Origin of the sequence: Paenibacillus sp. DMB5 (assembly GCF_001517085.1) — a bacterium.
Classification (GTDB): domain Bacteria; phylum Bacillota; class Bacilli; order Paenibacillales; family Paenibacillaceae; genus Paenibacillus_AQ.
This window is the reverse complement of the sequence record NZ_LRAC01000147.1, coordinates 80,247-97,679: the sequence shown is the minus strand read 5'-3', so window position 1 is coordinate 97,679 and position 17,433 is coordinate 80,247. Positions and strand designations below refer to the sequence as shown.

At 52.0% G+C, this 17,433-nt stretch carries 10 protein-coding genes; 7 read left to right on the top strand and 3 right to left on the bottom strand.

All coding sequences use genetic code 11. The features are described 5' to 3' along the window. Window positions 1-22: 22 nt before the first annotated feature. The 3 genes from AWJ19_RS25770 to AWJ19_RS25760 all read right to left on the bottom strand — a co-directional run bounded on the left by AWJ19_RS25770 (window position 23) and on the right by AWJ19_RS25760 (window position 4,099). Window positions 23-2,488 (bottom strand): FAD-dependent oxidoreductase, encoded by a 2,466-nt coding sequence (locus tag AWJ19_RS25770; protein ID WP_068728098.1) that lies wholly within the window; start codon window positions 2,486-2,488, stop codon window positions 23-25. Further along, window positions 2,485-2,799: a metalloregulator ArsR/SmtB family transcription factor gene (locus tag AWJ19_RS25765; RefSeq protein ID WP_068728097.1), complete on the bottom strand. Its 315-nt coding sequence runs from the start codon at window positions 2,797-2,799 to the stop codon at window positions 2,485-2,487. The genes AWJ19_RS25770 and AWJ19_RS25765 overlap by 4 nt, the downstream gene beginning before the upstream one ends. Window positions 2,800-2,911: 112 nt before the next feature. Further along, window positions 2,912-4,099, bottom strand: coding sequence for an ROK family transcriptional regulator (locus tag AWJ19_RS25760; RefSeq protein WP_068728096.1), 1,188 nt, complete (start codon window positions 4,097-4,099; stop codon window positions 2,912-2,914). 282 nt (window positions 4,100-4,381) lie between these two features. On the opposite strand from AWJ19_RS25760, the gene AWJ19_RS37715 reads away from it, so the two are divergent. The 7 genes from AWJ19_RS37715 (at window position 4,382) to AWJ19_RS25730 (ending at window position 17,433) form a co-directional block, all read left to right on the top strand. Further along, the gene (locus AWJ19_RS37715) at window positions 4,382-4,675 is read left to right on the top strand and encodes a chromate transporter (protein ID WP_347231154.1); all 294 of its coding nucleotides are present in this window, start codon (window positions 4,382-4,384) and stop codon (window positions 4,673-4,675) included. A gap of 2 nt (window positions 4,676-4,677) precedes the next feature. Beyond that, window positions 4,678-5,016 carry a chromate transporter gene (locus AWJ19_RS37710; RefSeq protein WP_347231153.1) on the top strand — a complete coding sequence of 113 codons (339 nt, stop codon included), beginning with the start codon at window positions 4,678-4,680 and terminating at the stop codon, window positions 5,014-5,016. Window positions 5,017-5,029: 13 nt separating this feature from the next. After that, window positions 5,030-5,563 carry a chromate transporter gene (locus AWJ19_RS25750; RefSeq protein WP_068728095.1) on the top strand — a complete coding sequence of 178 codons (534 nt, stop codon included), beginning with the start codon at window positions 5,030-5,032 and terminating at the stop codon, window positions 5,561-5,563. Between the two features lie 23 nt (window positions 5,564-5,586). Further along, complete coding sequence (locus tag AWJ19_RS25745) at window positions 5,587-5,925, top strand: hypothetical protein (RefSeq protein ID WP_068728094.1); 339 nt, start codon at window positions 5,587-5,589, stop codon at window positions 5,923-5,925. 322 nt (window positions 5,926-6,247) lie between these two features. Then, window positions 6,248-9,544, top strand: coding sequence for a chitinase N-terminal domain-containing protein (locus tag AWJ19_RS25740; RefSeq protein ID WP_068728093.1), 3,297 nt, complete (start codon window positions 6,248-6,250; stop codon window positions 9,542-9,544). A 215-nt stretch (window positions 9,545-9,759) separates the two neighbouring features. Further along, complete coding sequence (locus tag AWJ19_RS25735; protein ID WP_068728092.1) at window positions 9,760-15,573, top strand: S-layer homology domain-containing protein; 5,814 nt, start codon at window positions 9,760-9,762, stop codon at window positions 15,571-15,573. Between the two features lie 360 nt (window positions 15,574-15,933). Continuing rightward, a complete protein-coding gene (locus AWJ19_RS25730) occupies window positions 15,934-17,433 on the top strand; it encodes a WG repeat-containing protein (RefSeq protein ID WP_068728091.1) in 1,500 nt (499 codons plus the stop codon).

Genomic DNA, 17,433 nt, shown 5'->3' with positions numbered 1-17,433 from the left:
GCCTTCTGATGCTATACAGCTTTTAGATAAACAGATTATGGTTTGCCGAAGCCGCCGCACCCAGATAATAACCGACTCCGCCGATTTTGATCCCGTCCATCAGCTCCTCCTGCCGGATTCCCATAACATCCATAGACATCTGGCAGGCCACCATTTCAACGCCCTGTGCGGCTGCGCTTTGAATGAGCTCTTCCAGGGAGGCAACATTATTGCCCGACATGATGCTGCGGATCAGCTTCGGACCCGCACCGAGCATATTCATTCTGGATAAGCCAAGCTTGCGGCTGCTTCCCGGCAGCATCAGGTCAAACATTCTGCCCAGCATTGTTTTCGGCACCTTCTGCGTCTGAGGCTTGCGAATGACGCTTAGTCCCCAGAAGGTGAAAAACATCGTTACTTTGCGGCCGCTGGCAGCTGCGCCGTTGGCGATGATAAAAGAGGCGATGGCTTTATCCAGATCACCGCTGAAGACAACCATGGTACTTGCAGGTGCAGCAGCAGCAACATCTGAAGAAGGGGGAGTGGAGGGCATTTGTTTGGCAATTACCGCCTCAATAATGCCGCCTTTCCCCCGGTCCAGCTGAAGCAGCTGAGAGCCGGACATGGCCGCCCATGCCTTCACATCCTCATAGAATCCCGGATCAGATGCTTGGACACGGAGAGTCTGGCCTGCAGCAAGCTGATCCATGGTCTGCTTTACTTGCATTAACGGGCCGGGACAGCTTAATCCGCATACGTTTAAATCATTGTCTATCTGAATGGCAGGCATGCTTTCACCAGAAGATTGACTGTTGTTCTTCTGCTCTGTTCCGCTTCTGCCGTTCGCTCCGGAGAAGGGAACAGGCTTAAACTGCGACTCCCGGTAGGTTTTGTATCCGCCGCTGAGATTTTTTACCTGATAACCATGCTGACGCAGAATTTGGGCAGCTGTATATCCGCGCAGGCCAACCTGGCAATAGACCCAGATTTCTTTGGAAGGATCCAGCTCATGCATCCGTTCCCGGAGCTCATCTACCGGTATGGACAACGAATCCGGGATATGCCCGTTCTGATGCTCCAGCGCACTGCGCACATCCAGAAGTATTGTCTGATCAGGCTCACGCGCATCAAGCTGATCATACGTGAAAAGCTGAACACGGCCAGCTGTATGATTTTCTGCCGCGTAACCCGCCATATTGACGGGGTCTTTTGCAGAAGAATAAGGAGGGGCATAACACAGCTCAAGCTCTGCCAGGTCACTGATATGACCGCCAAAATGAATCGCTGTGGCTATCGCATCAATCCGCTTATCAACCCCGTCATAGCCGACTGCCTGTGCCCCAAGAATTTTACCTTCCGGCGTATACAGCAGTTTAAGTGTTATCGGACTTGCGCCGGGATAGTATGATGCATGTGACCCGGGGTGGACGATGACAGACTGATAGCTGACGCCAAGACGTTTCAATGTCTTCTCATTACTGCCTGTTGAGGCTCCAGTCAATCCGAACACCTTAATAATCGATGAGCCCTGCGTTCCTTTATAAACGGAAGGGAGTCCGGCGATCCGGTCTGCGATGATCCGGCCTTGTTTGTTGGCAGGACCGGCAAGCGGAACAGCGGTTTTGGTGCCATGAACGTAATCCGTAACCTCGATGGCATCGCCTGCAGCATAGATATGCGGGATATTGGTTTCCAGCGTTTCATCCACGAGGATGTGTCCGCGTGCGCCCAGCGCGACACCGCTGCCGCGCAGGAAAGCCGTATCCGGCGTAACTCCGATTGCCAGAATGACCAGATCAGCAGTCAGCATGCGGCCGCCGGCAAGCTCTACGCCAATACCTTGAGTAAGGGAACGAAAGCCCTGAACCCGCTCTGAAAACAGCAGATTTATGCCATGCTGTTCCATTTCCCGGGCAATGGATGCTGCCAGCTCGGGATCAAATGGTGCCAGCAGCTGCCCGTTTCCTTCAACCAGCGTCACCGCTAATCCGGCTTCCTTTAAATTCTCGGCCATTTCAACACCGATGAATCCGCCGCCGATTACAATGGAATACTGGTTGTTATGAGAAGTAATTAGCTCTTTGATACGGTCAATATCCGGAATATTGCGGACGGTATGAATGAGCGGAAGGTCTTTTCCGGGCAAATCGGGAATGATGGGCCGGGCACCCGGTGACAGGATCAGCTCATCATAGCTTTCTTCATACAGCCCCCGTTCCTCGCTCTGAACTTGAACCATACGTTTGACAGGGTCAACGGCTATAACTTCGCTCTGTATCCGGACATCGATCCGGAAACGGTCTGCCATGCCTTTAGGGGTCTGAACCAGCAGGCGTTCGCGGTCAGCAATGGTACCGCCAATATAATAGGGTAAGCCGCAATTGGCAAACGAGATGTAGGGGCCTTTTTCAAAAAGAATAATGTCAGCATGCTCATCGAGACGGCGCAGGCGGGCTGCGGCGGAGGCACCTCCGGCAACTCCGCCCACAATCAATACTTTCTTGCTCATGATTCACAATCTTCCTCTCCGAATAGAATAGGTATCATTTGTTCAATCCGCTGATCAGCAAGTACGTAGTTCACTTCCAGGCCATTGCGCTCGGTCGCAACAATGCCGGCACTGCGCAGCTTCTGCAGATGCTGGGAAACGGTCGATTGCGGAAGGTCCAGGCACTCCTGCATATAGGATACATTGCATTTCTTCTTGCGCATCAGGCCGCGGACAATGCACAGCCGGACAGGGTGGGACAAGGCTTTTAATAATTCTGCCAGTTCGTTATATTGCTTGGAATCACTATGTTGAAAAGCGGTATTATTCATGGTATTCCTCCCGGAAGGTTATATCCTTATATTCGAATATTACGATATAGTTGGTGCAAAGTCAAACTCTTTTGAAAATTAGACTTTGCCCTAACCAACAGCTGCCGGTTGATCAGATCTCCAAATCCTGAAGAAGCTGTAGTGCCGCGCCGGTCATAACGCTTTCTTCTCTAAGGATACCGGGGGTAAATATAGGCTTGTAGCTTGAAGAGTCATATATATTTTTCCGTGCCACGTTAACCGCCGTTTCATAGACTACGGGATCAGCATTAATAAGTGCCCCGCCGACAATCACATACTGGGGAAGAACCGTATTGATCATATTGGCCAGGCCAATTCCCAGATAGGAAGCTGTTTCAAGGAACATCTCCCGTACAAAAGTGTCCTTACGTTCCAGAGCCTCCAGCAGGGTAGAAAAGGTGATATGTTCAGGCGCAACAGACGGCAGGGAGCTTTCGCGGCCGATTCTAAGCTGGGACTGGACGCGTTCCTCCAGTGAAGGCAGGGATACATAAGCTTCCAGGGCACCGTAATTCCCTTTATCCCCGAGTCGCCGTCCGCCTGTCTTGATGATCATCTGGCCGATAGCTCCTTCCGTATCACCAGTTCCCCGGATAATCTGTCCTCCGGACATAATAGAAGACCTTATGTTAACCCCTGCGTGTACATAGAGCATATTCTTGCAGGCTTCATCCCGCAGTGCCCAATGCTCGGCCAGCAGCGCTGTGTTAGCCCCGTTATCAAGCTTGACCGGAACCCGCAGCCGTTCTTCAAAGAGTCTGCATACAGGAACATTGCTCCAGGCATCTGATAAAAAGTATTCCGGCTTCAGAATAATCCCCGTTTGCGCATCCAGCGGGCCGACTGCCCCGATTCCCAAACCGAGTAACTGTTCATATTGTATATTATGCTTTTGCAGCATGGCATCCGTTTCTTGTCCTACAAGTTCAATTAGACGTTCAGGCGAAAGCTCAGGACCCATCTCCCAGCGCACAAAGGATAAGCAGTTAAGCTGAAGATCGAACAAGCCAAGGGAGGAACTGATCCGCGAGATATCAAGTCCCAGAAGATAGCGGTATGAAGGGTTGGCCTGAAAAAGAACGGGCTTTCGTCCGCCGGTTGATGTACCCAGCCCCGAAACAAGGATCAGCCCCTGCGCGAGCAGCTCTTCGAGAATCCGGGTCATACTGCTGCTTGTAATGGAGAAATGCTCGAGTAAATCGGCTTTGGAGACGGTTCCCAGATAGGCGATCCGGTTATAGATTTGCTTTTTGATTGAAAAAAAGGAAGGGTTAGGCATCAATATCTGCTCCATTTCCAAGTGGATAGGTCGGGATATGCCCAGTATATCGGATAAAAGGAGTTTTATCCAGTTATTGATATAGGAATAATGAAGTTAATTTCATTTTGGATGAAAGTTAGTAGATTTTCACGGAGAATAACCAATGTTTGTGCTGGAAATCAGAATGTTAACAAGAAAAACACAATGATATGGGCATACTTTTTACCAAAATGGAATTAACATGGTATACTTTTAAAGTCTGAACAGGTAAACGGGGCAATATGGGTACGGAGGTTTGCAATGGAAGTGCGGAAAAAGAAAGAGTTTAAAGTTCTGCTGCAGTTATTTACTATTTTTTTTAAGCTGGGGCCTTCGACCTTCGGGGGCGGGTATGCCATGATTGCAGCTATCGAGCGGGAAATCGTGAATAAAAAGGCCTGGCTGAAGCCGGGTGAGATCGGGGATATGGTTTCGGTCGCAGGTTCAGCACCTGGTGGGGTTGCGGTAAACTCGGCTGCTTTTGTAGGGTATAAGCTGGCCGGTGTCCTGGGGGCCTCGTTGCGGTATTCGCCATTACGCTGCCGACCTTTCTGATTGTGCTCATTCTGAGCATTTTAGGTATGCTGTTCCAGGATGTGCCCAAAGTGCAGGCTGCACTTAAAGGCGTTCATGCTGCGGTTGTCGCGTTGATTATTGTGGCCGCTTATAAAATAGGCAAGGCGTCGATCATGGATATCCCTACGATGCTGATTGCCTGTATCAGTGTGCTGCTGCTGCTGTTCACCCCGCTGCATTCCTTATATCTTATTCTGGGAGGACCTGTTGCAGGAGTCGCTATTATAGCCGTCAAAAAGGTGCTTGGTCTTTCAGCCCAAACAGAAAAGCAGGTCAAGGACCAGCAGGCGGAATTGAATTATCTTGAATATTACATCTGAAGGTGCTGGTAGTATGTTATGGGAATTATTTGTTATGTTCCTTAAGGTTGGACTGATCTCATTTGGCGGCGGGTATGCCGTAATCACGCTGATTCAACGCGAAATAGCAGATAAAGGATGGATTACCACAGGGCAATTCCAGGAGCTTGTTGCCTTGGCAGGAATGGCTCCGGGCTCCATAGCGACCAATACAGCCACACTGATCGGCTATTCGCAAATGGGGATTATAGGCGGAATCGTTTCTACGATTGGCATAATCCTGCCTTCACTGCTCATTGTTATTTTGTTTACAGCCTTTTTTCTTAGGATGCAGAGCAAGAAATGGGTGCGTTCCTCTTTCTACGGATTACGTCCCATCATTACGGGGCTTATTGTATATGCCGCAATTCATTTCGGTTTGGGGAGCGCAGAGACGTCCTGGCTGAGCTGGCAGAGCTTCGGGATGCTGCTGATTTGTGTGGCAAGTCTTATTGCGGTAATCCGGTATAAAATCCATCCATTTGCGGTGATTCTCTTGTCGGCGGTAGGCGGAATTGTTTTATTCTAAAAAAACAAGGAGGTGACACCGGCATGCTGAATCCGGTTGCCTTTTCCATTGGGCCGGTGCCTGTCCACTGGTACGGTATCATTATCGGGGTAGGTACTGTGGAAGGAGTGCGTACAGACAGCCTGTCCTTTGCCGGACCCGATTGGCTTGCAGCTCTATTAAAAGCCGCATGGAGCCCGGCAGCGTTCCTGGGCTGGGGCACAATGCAGGCCGAAGAAAATATCCGGACCTCCCAGCTGCTGGCTGTTCTCATTCTTTTGGCCGCAGCCGCCGTTATTATCGTTAGACGAATCCGGAAAACAGCGGTGCCGTATAGCTCGGATATTGAGTGGAATAAATATACTGAAGGCATTACCAAGTGAGATTTCCCGCAGATCATGTTTTGTGTTAACACAAATTCATACACAGTTCATACAGCAGCCGGACATACAAAGCCGGCTGCTGTATTTGTATTGAAATCTTTAGGACATAGCAGGAATTGGTTCGCGAGATACTGTGACTTTTTTCATAATTCTATTACAGGATTCGACCCGGTTCTCTGCCACAGTCTAGGCCAAAAGTATAATTTTGCAGCACTTTACATATTTCTGGGTTTTTCTTGATTCTTGCATGCTAGCATATAAGACGACAAACGGTGGACAATTATGGAAAAGGACGCCGATTTATATCCTAAGGAGGCAGGACATGAAGGAGAAGCATTCAGGTTGGAAAAAGAAGCTGCTTAACGGCACGCTGGCTGCAGCGGTAGCTGTGCCGCTGCAATTGTTCGCATTCGGGGCCGGACAGGCAGCATACGCTGACGGGCCGACCGATCCCGCACCGTTCATTGAAGCGAAAGTAGTCAATGAGCATGCGGGCCAGAAAATTCTGTTCGACAATACCCACGCCCAGACTGCAGGAGCAGCTGACTGGGTAATCGACGGGGCTTTTTCCGACTTTGGCAATGCACTGGCCCAGGAAGGTTATTACGTCAAGGAGCTTCGCAAGACGACTCCGATCACGTCCAGTGATCTTTCCGGCTATGATGTCTTCATCGTGGCCGAAGCCAATGTTCCATACAAAGCCAGCGAGCAGGCAGCGATGGCGGAATATGTAGAGAATGGCGGCAGCATCTTCTTCATCGGCGACCACTATAACGCAGACCGGAACAAGAACCGGTGGGACGGCAACGAATCCTTCAACGGCTACCGCCGCGGTGCCTGGGACAACCCGTCCAAGGGCATGAACACCGAAGAAGCCGATTCCGCTGCAATGCAGGGCGTAATCAGCTCCGACTGGCTGGCGGATGAGTTCGGCGTACGGTTCCGTTACAACGCACTCGGCGATATGACAGCGAACAATATCGTGGCTCCGGAACAGGCATTTGGCATTACAACAGGCGTTTCTGGAGTAGCTATGCATGCCGGCTCCACGCTGGCGATCCTTGACCCGGCCCGGGCGAAGGGCATCGTCTATCTGCCGAAGACAAGCGCTGCCTGGGGCAACGCTGTAGACCAGGGCGTTTACAACGGCGGCGGCGTAGCGGAAGGCCCATACGTGGCTGTTGCCAAAAAAGGCGCGGGCAAAGCTGCTTTTATCGGTGACTCCTCTCCGGTAGAGGATATAACGCCGAAATATCTGCGTGAGGATACCGGTGCCAAAAAAACAACATACGACGGCTTCAAAGAGGCTGACGATGCTGAGCTTCTGGTGAACACCGTTAACTGGCTTGCAGAGCAGGAGAGCTATACGGACTTCACCCAGGTCAGCGGCCTGACGCTGGATCAGCCGACCCAGCTGCTGCCGTTCGAAGAGCCGGCGCTGTCCACCGAGCCGCAGCCTGAGCCGTGGGCTGCGCCGAATGCCGGCTACAAATGGTATGACCGCAGCACCTACAAGGCCGGTTCCTACGGCGGACCGGCGTCTGCTGCCAATGCGGAGTACAAATTAACGCATCAGGCTGTGCTGCCGAATGCACAGAACTTCCAGATCCGTGTCAGTGCGGATAATATACCTGCCGGCACCAGCGTATCCGGCTTTCAGCTGGGCATCTACCAGGTGAGCGGCGGGGCGCAGATTGCCAAGATCCAGAACAGCGACGGCACCTGGCCGGCAAGCTACGGCTACAGCTCAAATTTCAGCCTGACGGCAGACCTGAATGGCCATGCCTATAAGGATCTGACTGTGCAGATCAAGCCGGGCACTACAGCGGCCTCCAATCTGCGGTTGCGCCAAAACGGCACGAACCTGATCACCCAGGCGGTAACGCTCGGCAACGTACCGGCAGAGCCGCTGCCGTCCGAGGAAGATCCGATTCCGGCAGCCGTATCTATCTCCGAAGCCCGGGCCAAAACAGCCGGCAGCCTGGTGACGGTAGAGGGGGTTGTAACGACCGAACCGGGTATCTTCGGCGGCCAGGCCTTTTACCTGCAGGATGAGACCGGCGGACTGTATGTCTACCAGAGCCAAAGCGGCTTTCATGCCGGTGACACGGTTAAGGTAACGGCAGCTACAGCACTGTACAATACCGAGCTGGAGCTGACTGAGATTGTAAAGATTGAAAAGACCGGCACGGCTGCCCTGCCTGAGCCAGTCACTGCATCGGCGGTAAGCGACAGCAATCAGGGTCAGCTGATCAATCTTAATAATGTGGAAGTGAAGAATATAATCACTGCTGCTCCAAGCGGTTCCTTTGAATTCGATGCTATTGCCGGTGACGGGACAAGCAATCACATCCGGGTAGACGTGCGGACAGGCATTACGCAGGACAGCTTCCCTTATACGGAAGGACAGAAGCTGAATATTACGGGCGTTGCCGCGATTTTTAAGGGCGCCTTCCAGCTCAAGCCGAGAAGCCTCGCAGACTTCAGCGCCGTGCTAGAGGAGGCCGCTCCGGTATCAACAGCGAAGCTGTCCGCAGAGCCAAACGCTGCCGGCTGGCTGAACAAGCCAGTTGAAGTGAGCCTCAAGGCTGATTCCGATGCAGCTAAAATTTATTACTCGCTGAACAGCGGCGCAGAAGCCTTGTACAGCACACCGGTGGCCGTGAGTGAAGACGGCCGGCATACGCTGGCTTACCATTCGGTTTCGGCTAAGGGGAAGGCTGAAGAAGCGAAGACACTGAACGTTAATGTTGACACTGCTCCGCCGGCAGCGGAGCTGAAGGAGTCCGGCCATGCCGTTGGCGATGTGACAGTGGAAGCGCAGCTGAAATTTGAGCTGGCTGCTGAAGACAAGCTCTCCGGTATTGCTTCCAATCAGCTACTGCTGGATGGACAGCCTGTTGCTGAAGGGCAGACTCTCAGCGCCGCAGGGTTGGGTGCCGGGTCCCATACAGTCAAATATATCGTAGCCGATGCAGCGGGTAACATTGCCGAGAAGAGCTACACATTCCAGATTACAAGCGGAGCGGTTCTTGCAACCGACAAGCCTGGACAGGCTGTGCTGTCCTCGAACAGCGGCCACAGCAGCGGGCTGAGTGACGGTAACTTTACCGTAACGATGAATCTGTGGTGGGGCAATAACGCTACAAGCTACAAGCTTTACGAGAATGGCGCGCTGATTGACTCCAAGCAGCTCAAGGATGCCTCCCCGTCTGCCCAGACATCCAGCACAGTCGTTCAAGGCAAAGCAAATGGAACCTACGTATACACAGCAGAGCTGACCAATAAGTTCGGCACCACCAAGAGCCAGCCGCTCACGGTGACGATCCGTGACGCTGCTCCGGGCAAGCCGGTATTGGCCCACGACAACTGGGACGGAGACGGCTCTTATAAAGTAACAATGAATCTGTGGTGGGGCACTAACGCTACAGAGTACCGTCTGTATGAGAACGGTAAGCTGATCGACACGCAGGCGCTGAATGCTAACACGCCTGCAGCACAGAGCGCTGTCACTTCCGTCAGCGGCCGCGCTTCCGGGGAGTATGAATACCGGGCAGAGCTGGTTAATGCAGCGGGCGAGACCGTAAGTGACATTATTAAGGTAACCGTCAGCAAGTAATAAGCTGGGTGGTGTTAGAGGAGCAGCCGATGAGCCGGCTGCTCTTTTTTTGCGTTGGCGGGACCGAATGGATGTTATATTTGTAGATTGTTAAACACGATAATTAAAATTTTACACAACCCTGATCCCCGCTTAATAAAACCCTCGTATACTTTTGGAAGTGTCGAAAATTGGAATTACGAGATTTAATAGACGATAGCGGGGAGTGTGCATCTTTGAAAAGTCAACCAAGACGTAAACGGTTAATCTCAGGCGTAATTGCCGGTACTCTGATGATGGGGGCTGTAACCCCGGGCAGTTATGCTGCCGGGCTGGAGGAGCTGAAGGATCAGCAGACGGCTAATATTCTTGATACGATCAGTGCAGAACCTGGTGCGCAAGAGCCGGGAGCAACAGCATCGGTCACTGCAGCAGTATATGCAGATCCCGTACAGGCGGGCGGGCTGCTGATTACCGAGCTGGTGCCGGATACAGTCAACTTCAACAAGGCAGATGCCTATGAATTCGTTGAAGTGTACAACAATACCGACAGCGCAGTGAATTTCAAGGATTATTATTTCTTCTATAATAATAGCAATAACTGGAAGTATGATCAGGACGCCGTGATTCCCGCCCACAGCAGTATTGTCTTTTGGGTAATGAACGGGAAGAATGAGGAGCTTACAGCAGATCAGTTTAACACTAATTTTAATGTGGCATTGCAGGAAGGCGTGAATTTGTTCCGGATCAATGGCGGGGGCGGAATGGCTAACGCTGACACACGCAATCTGCAAATCCGCTCCCGGGCGAATGATAAAACGATCATATCCGCTACATATCAGAAAGAGCAGGTCAAAGAGAACAAGGGCATTATTTTTGCCTACCCGTCAGCGGGCGGAACGGGTATGACCCTGCTGCCGGAATCCGGCACTATTGATGCTACACCGGGTATGATTATCCCTAGCCAGCTTCCCGATAAAAATGTGCCGGGTGAAGAGCAGAAGCCGGTAATCAAGCATGTTCCGGCGGCAAGCACCGATCCGGCCGATCTGGAGATTCAGGCAACGGTCAGCAATCTGCAGACTGATGGCGATGCGGCTGCTCCGGCAGTAGAGCTTCTGTACCGGACAGAATCGCAGCAGCGGGAAACGGTCGTAACCATGACTAAAGAGAGCGGCGAAGTATACAAGGCAGTAATACCGGCCGCGGCCATGGAAGAAACGGGGCTGCACTACAGCATCCGCGTCAAGGACACCACCGAGAGCTATTCGATTAATGTAAATCTGCCTGAGTACAACAACGACGCTGTACCTCCGCTGCTGATTACCGAGCTGCTGCCGAACTCAAGCAACGTCGCCGGTACAAGCACTGATGCGTTCGAGTTTATCGAGGTATACAATAACACGGATCAGCCGGTCGATTTTAAAAATTACAAGGTGTACTACCGATATCCCGACAAAGGTCCGGCAGCTGATGTGAAGTGGCCGTCTACCGAAGAGAGCCTGATCATTCCTGCGCAGCAATCGGTAGTATTCTGGATCATTAACAGTTCAAATACGGCTTATACTGCCGATGATTTCAACGCTGCGTTCCATACTAATCTTGAGCTCGGCACCAATCTGTTCCAGATCAAAAGTGATGGCATGGCCAACTCCGGCCGCCGGGCGATCGTGATCAAGAGCAATACCGAAAAGGATATTGCCTCCGCTTATTACGATGCTGACACGCTATATAACGGCGGCACGAAAGGCGATGAGACGAAGGAGAACAAGGCGCTTCTGTATAAGTATCCGGTGAACGGTGCAGAAAAAATGCTGAAGATCAGCTCTGGCGCTGCTGCCCCGACTCCCGGCAAGGCTGAAGCCTTCCAGGTGCCGGCAGCCCCGGTGCATGTTGAGCCTGATACTGTGCCTCCTACGGTCAACGATCTGACGGGGATTACCGAGATCGACCAGTCCAAGGGGCTTGAGCTGAAAGCTTTTGCCGACGATGACAAGGATATTAAATCTGTAGAAGTCCACATCGCGACCGACAAAAAGCCGGAATACGTATCCTATAACCTGTCCCAGGACTATAACGATACGCTGTATCATCACAAGCTGTCCTCAGCCGATCTGATCGGCAGAACAGAGGTCCGTTATTATTACACGGTTTCTGACGGCACCAATGTCACAGAGTCCCCGGTCTATACGGTGAAAATCACCGGCGGCCCCGACCGGTCGGCGCTCCGTCTGAATCTTAAGGATGACAGCCTGGTCAGCGGCAAAGTTACTGTGAAGGGAACCTCTGCATCAGTCAAGCCTGAAGAACTGGCCCTGCAAATTGATAATAAGGCAGTAGATGCCGCAGACACGTATGTATCACTAGAAAATGACGCCTATTTCGTCTTTGACGCCAAAAATGTAGATTACTATTTTAAAAACGGAATTACGATGGGACCGGAGGAGCTGGGGGATGCCGGCATCCTGTATACCTTCATGGACCCGATTACTTCGTACACTACACTGTCTTTCCCGATTAAAGCGGCTGCCCTGAAGTCAGGCCCGGACAATACCATCTATATCCGCGCAGGCTCCAAGTCATCGCCGTTTGATCCGCGTCCTGAAGAGAATAAGGATGATTTTGAGATTAAAAACGTGCGTCTTCTGCTGGCAGACGGTACAGAAATCTGGGACCCTGCCTACAGTGAACGCGACAAAGAAGTCAAAATGGGCGACAGCGCCGGCAAACATGAATCCATCGGGTTCCAGTTCAGTCTGAATCAGGAGCTGCTGGAATCTAAGTCCTATGATTGGGACACTACTGCCTGGGCTGACGGGCCGCATAGCTTGTCATTATTGCAGGGCGGGGAAAAGATAGAATCCTCTGTGACAGTAGATAACACGGCACCGGTCATCCAGCCGAACATTAAAGATGGGGAGACGTACCGCGGCCAGTTTGAAATTAAAGCTGACATTAAGGATCAGTACGCCGGAGTAAGCGAAGTTAATGTCATGCTGGACGGTAAGGCGATCACGCTGCCGTATCAGTCGAGCTCCGGCCAGCTGTCCTCAGGCGCGCATACCCTGCAGATTACCGCTGTGGACAAAGCCGGCAACAAGGCCGAAAAAGCCGTGCAGTTCAAGGTGCCGGACGAGAATCCGCTTGCCCCGCAGCTGATTTCCCCTGCTCAAGATGCAACGGGTGCAGGAACAAGCCCTGAACTGAAGGTGAAGGTGGAAGACCCTGCCGGTGACCGGATGGACGTTACCTACTATAAGGGCTACAAGTATGACGGAGAGCATGCGGAGCAGGGCTTCAGCGGGTACAAAAATGCTTCCGATACCGAGCCGCCCAAGCAGCAGGTACCTGCGGGAGAAGCTGCCTTGACCAGCGAAGATTATACAGCAATCAGCTCTGCCGACGGGCAGTACCTCATTAACGATTCTGTAGAGCAGTTTCCTTATCAGCGTTACGAAATAAAGCTGGATGAGTCTGTGTCGGGTACAGACCGTGTGGATGTCGAGTGGAAGGGCAACTCCTTGCCGGGCCGTAAAGTCAGCCTGTATGCCTGGAGTCCTGAAGCGGGAAGCTGGAAGCTGCTGGACTACAAGATTGCCGGGGATACTGATTTTACCCTGAGCGCAACTGTCCTGGCAGGCGATTACAGCCAAAATAACAGCATTTCTGTTATGGTTCAGGATGAGATTGCCCGGACAGATGTTCCTGCAACGGTTACTGAAGATACCTACGACTATACCTTTGTATGGATGTCGGATACCCAGTACTATTCGCAGAGCTATCCGTACATCTATGAGAAAAATGTGCAGTGGATTGCCGACAACAAGGACAATCTCAATGTGAAGTATGTCATTCACACCGGTGACCTTGTAGACAAGTCGTATCAGGAATACCAGTGGCTTGAGGCTGACAAAAATATGCGTGTTCTGGAGGATGCGGGCATCCCTTACGGCGTCCTGGCCGGAAATCATGATGTTGGACATCAGACGGGGGACTATACGGAGTTCTGGAAGTATTTTGGCGAGTGGAGATTTAAGAATCTTCCAGGCTATGGCGGTACCTACAAAGATAATATGGGGCATTATGACCTGATATCTGCAGGCGGTAACGACTATGTTATCGTGTATATGGGCTGGGGGCTAGGGGACGAAGAGATCAGCTGGATGAATGAGATCGTCGCCCGCTATCCGGAGCGCAAAGCGATTCTGGCATTGCATGAATATCTGCTGGTTTCCAATAACCGTGCACCGATTGCCGATCAGATTTTTGAAAAAGTAGTGAAGCCGAACAAAAACGTCATTGCGGCGTTATCCGGCCATTACCATGATGCTGAGCTGAAGGTAGATCAGCTGGATGATAACGGTGACGGCGTGCCTGACCGCAACGTGTATCAGATGCTGGCCGATTATCAGGGTGCGCCGGAAGGCGGTCTCGGATACATCCGTCTGCTGCAGTTCGATACTGCGGGCAACAAGCTGCATGTGAAGACCTATTCTCCATACCTTGACGATTACAACTACTATGATGAGCCGGAATATCCGGGCAAGGACGAGTTTACTCTGGATCTGGACCTCCAGCCGTTGACCAAGCGCGTAGCGACAGACTATATCGGGGTAAAAGTGTACACTGACCAGGAAATTGCTTCACAAAAGGATGTGGCTAGCGGCTCCGAAGTTACAGCAGCATGGAAAGCTCTGAATCCTGACAGCTACTATCAATGGTATGTAAAAGCGGAAGATCAGCATTCCGGTATGGTATTGTCCGACATTTGGGGCTTCTACACCGGCAAGCAGGAGATTCCGGTGGAAACACCAAAACCGGAGGTGACACCAGCTCCGGAAGCAACACCGGCACCAGGCAGCGTATCAACACCGGCTACGCCTTCGCCGACAGCAACTCCGGCTCCTGCCGTTCAGGGAAGCTTGACGCTGGAGAAGAACAGTGAAGGCGTATATACAGCCGGTCAGGCTGCGCTGAGCAAGCTGGTGGAGGCGTCCGCAAACGGTGAGATTAACCTGGAACTCAGCGGTGCACAGGGACAAGCGAGGCTGCAGCTGGATGCGTCTGCATTGAAGCTGGCTGTAAGCAAGCAGTTGGCGCTGCACATTTCAGCTGCCGGTACGCAGCTGTCCATTCCAGCGGGCTCGCTGCCTGAGCTAACAGACGGTACACAGTCAGTTCTGCTTAACGTGGATACCGCTTTGACAGATGCACTGAAGCAGGCGGTTCTGTCGGCAGGCGGCAGCACAAGCGAATTCAAGGAGCCGCAGGCTGTGATCACACTGGAGTTGAGTACAGTAAGTAATGGTAATCCAACAGCAGTTCATCAGCTGAAGGGCAAAGTAACGGTGACTATTCCGCTTACAGCCCAGCAGCGCAGCGCCATCGATTCCGATTATGCCGGCGTGTACTACTTGAACAACGGCCAGCTGGAGTACATGGGCGGTGAGCTGAAAGCTGGCGGGTATGAATTTACAACCAGCCACTTCTCTACCTTTGCCGTGGCAGAATATCACAAGCAGTTCAGTGATACTGCAGGCCATTGGGCTGAAAGCTACATCTCCAAGCTGGCTGCCAAGCATGTCGCGACAGGCGTCGATGCTACGCATTACCAGCCGCAGGCCGGATTAACGAGAGCGGACTTTGCAGTGCTGGCCGTTCGGGCACTGGGTCTGGAAGCTGCCGGAGCAAGCACATTTACTGATGTAGCTGCCAATGCTTATTACGCAGCATCTGTTGCTAAAGCGGCTGAGCTCGGCTTCATCCAGGGTGCTGGCGGCAAGTTCCGGCCGCAGGATCAGATTACCCGAGAGGAAGCGGCTGTTATTCTTAGCAGAATACTGGAATATAAAGACGGAGCTCAAGCAGCGGCTTCTGCTGCACCAAGCTTCAAGGATGCAGCTGACATTGCTGCATGGGCAGCGCAGGCGGTCGGCAATCTGCAGGCGAAGGGCCTGCTCAGCGGCAAACCGGGTAACCGCTTTGACCCGCAGTCCGGAGTCACTCGCGCGGAAATGGCTAAGCTGTTGTACAGCTTCATGCAGCTGTAGGATTGCAGGTTTTAAGGCAGACCGGAAGGATTCCGGTCTGCTTTTTTTAATTGGATTTTCGCCACTTAATTTAAGGATTTTCCTGTAAATCATATAATTAGGTGGATAAACGCTGCTTATTTCAGCCGAAAACCCCCGATGGACGCAAAAACAGTGAAATTAAGTGTCGTTTTTCCAACTAGAATCCCCTACCCATTGCTATTCAACCAATTAGTTGCCGATTTTCCACTTAGTTTGATTAGCAGCAGAAGCAGGCCCGTCAGCCAGTCTCCCGAGCCTGCAACTATTTCCTGGTCCAAGCGTCTAATAGGGAGTATTCCAATATCATCCAATCATAGGGATTACAGGAGGATTCATATTATGCAGCGACCTAAATCGTTGATCAGGAAGCACCGGCTGACGGTAATGCTGGCTACGGGCTTCTTTGCGCTGGCCGCCTTTTTCGGACTGGGCACCACGGATGCACATGCCGACCGCTGGGAGGTGTTTGACCAGGGTGAGCATTTGTTTTTTCCGGAAGGGCCGGTAGAGGTGGACGGGGTGGTTATGGTGCCCCTGCGGTCAATCGCGGAGCGGTTTGGCTATACTTTTGTATCAGTAGACAATAAAGCGATCGTTCTCAAGGATGCGAAGGGGTACAAAGCTGTCATCCGGCTGGGCACCAAAACTGCGCTGCTGGATGTTGACGGCGGCACAAAAACACAGCTGATGGCCCAGATTCCGCGCAACTACAACGGTACCTGGTTTATTGATCTGGCGCTGGCGGGAGCTTTGGGAGGCCAAGGCCATTCTGTCCTTCCGGGGACCAACCTGATCCAGCTTCGTCCTGTTGCTGGTGATGCCAAAGCAAAGCTGGACAGCCAATATTGGTTTAATTTCAATGTGAAAGGCGAGACGGTATCCGTTGATAATCAGGGGCAGGAGCATTTGAAGACGCCCTATGCCGCCGTGCATGATTTCGGTTATGAGGAGCTGATTCCGGTAAAAAAATCCGGCTATACCGCAGGCTTTATGAACCGTTCGGGAGAACTGGCTATCGACGCGCCGCATTACCAGCTGGGGCAATTCAGTGAGGGCCTCGCCTGGTTCAAGGATCTGGTCAAGACGGAGACCGGCGGGATTACTGTAAAAATGGGCTATATTAACCGTGCCGGCAAGGTGGTTATCCCGGCCATTTACAACCGGGCGTCTGATTTCTCGGACGGGCTTGCGAAGGTATCGGGAAGCAAAACCTTCTACATTGACCACAACGGCAAAACGGTCATTCGGGCCGTAACCGGGCTGCAGAACAGTGAACCATTTTCCAATGGCCTGGCTGCTGTTACTGTACGCACAACAAGTGCCGGCAAAAGCGTCATCCGGACGGGCTTCATTAATACCAAAGGGAAGTGGGCGATCAAGCCAATCTATGACTACGCCAGCTCATTCTCGGAAGGCATTGCTACCGCAACTGTAAACGGCAAAAGCGGTCTCATCGACACCAAAGGCAACTGGATCGTGAAACCTAAGTATAGCGGCGGTAGCGGATTCATCGGGCAGTTTCACGACGGATACATTCTGCTGACGATAAGCGGTAAATACGATTATACGTACCGGCTTGTGGATGCCAAGGGGAATATAATCACTGTTCCGGGCGCCGGGCAAATTGCCGGCTTTGGCGATGGAATAGTCTCTTACTTTGGTGATACCGGGATGGGCTTCATGAACCCGGCGGGCGAAGTCATTGTAAAACCGGCTTACAGCTATGTATGGAACTATACAGCCGGAGCGGGTAAAGCCTTCGTCGATTTGAATAACGATAACGAGTATTCGGCCTATCTGATCAACAAAGCCGGGGAAGTTGTGTGGAGTGCGGAATAA

Bases quoted from the DNA above. Each gene is read 5' to 3' on its own strand.
- AWJ19_RS25770 (WP_068728098.1), bottom strand. From the start codon at position 2,488: ATGAGCAAGAAAGTATTGATTGTGGGCGGAGTTGCCGGAGGTGCCTCC.
- AWJ19_RS25765 (WP_068728097.1), bottom strand. From the start codon at position 2,799: ATGAATAATACCGCTTTTCAACATAGTGATTCCAAGCAATATAACGAA.
- AWJ19_RS25760 (WP_068728096.1), bottom strand. From the start codon at position 4,099: ATGCCTAACCCTTCCTTTTTTTCAATCAAAAAGCAAATCTATAACCGG.
- AWJ19_RS37715 (WP_347231154.1), top strand. From the start codon at position 4,382: ATGGAAGTGCGGAAAAAGAAAGAGTTTAAAGTTCTGCTGCAGTTATTT.
- AWJ19_RS25750 (WP_068728095.1), top strand. From the start codon at position 5,030: ATGTTATGGGAATTATTTGTTATGTTCCTTAAGGTTGGACTGATCTCA.
- AWJ19_RS25745 (WP_068728094.1), top strand. From the start codon at position 5,587: ATGCTGAATCCGGTTGCCTTTTCCATTGGGCCGGTGCCTGTCCACTGG.
- AWJ19_RS25740 (WP_068728093.1), top strand. From the start codon at position 6,248: ATGAAGGAGAAGCATTCAGGTTGGAAAAAGAAGCTGCTTAACGGCACG.
- AWJ19_RS25730 (WP_068728091.1), top strand. From the start codon at position 15,934: ATGCAGCGACCTAAATCGTTGATCAGGAAGCACCGGCTGACGGTAATG.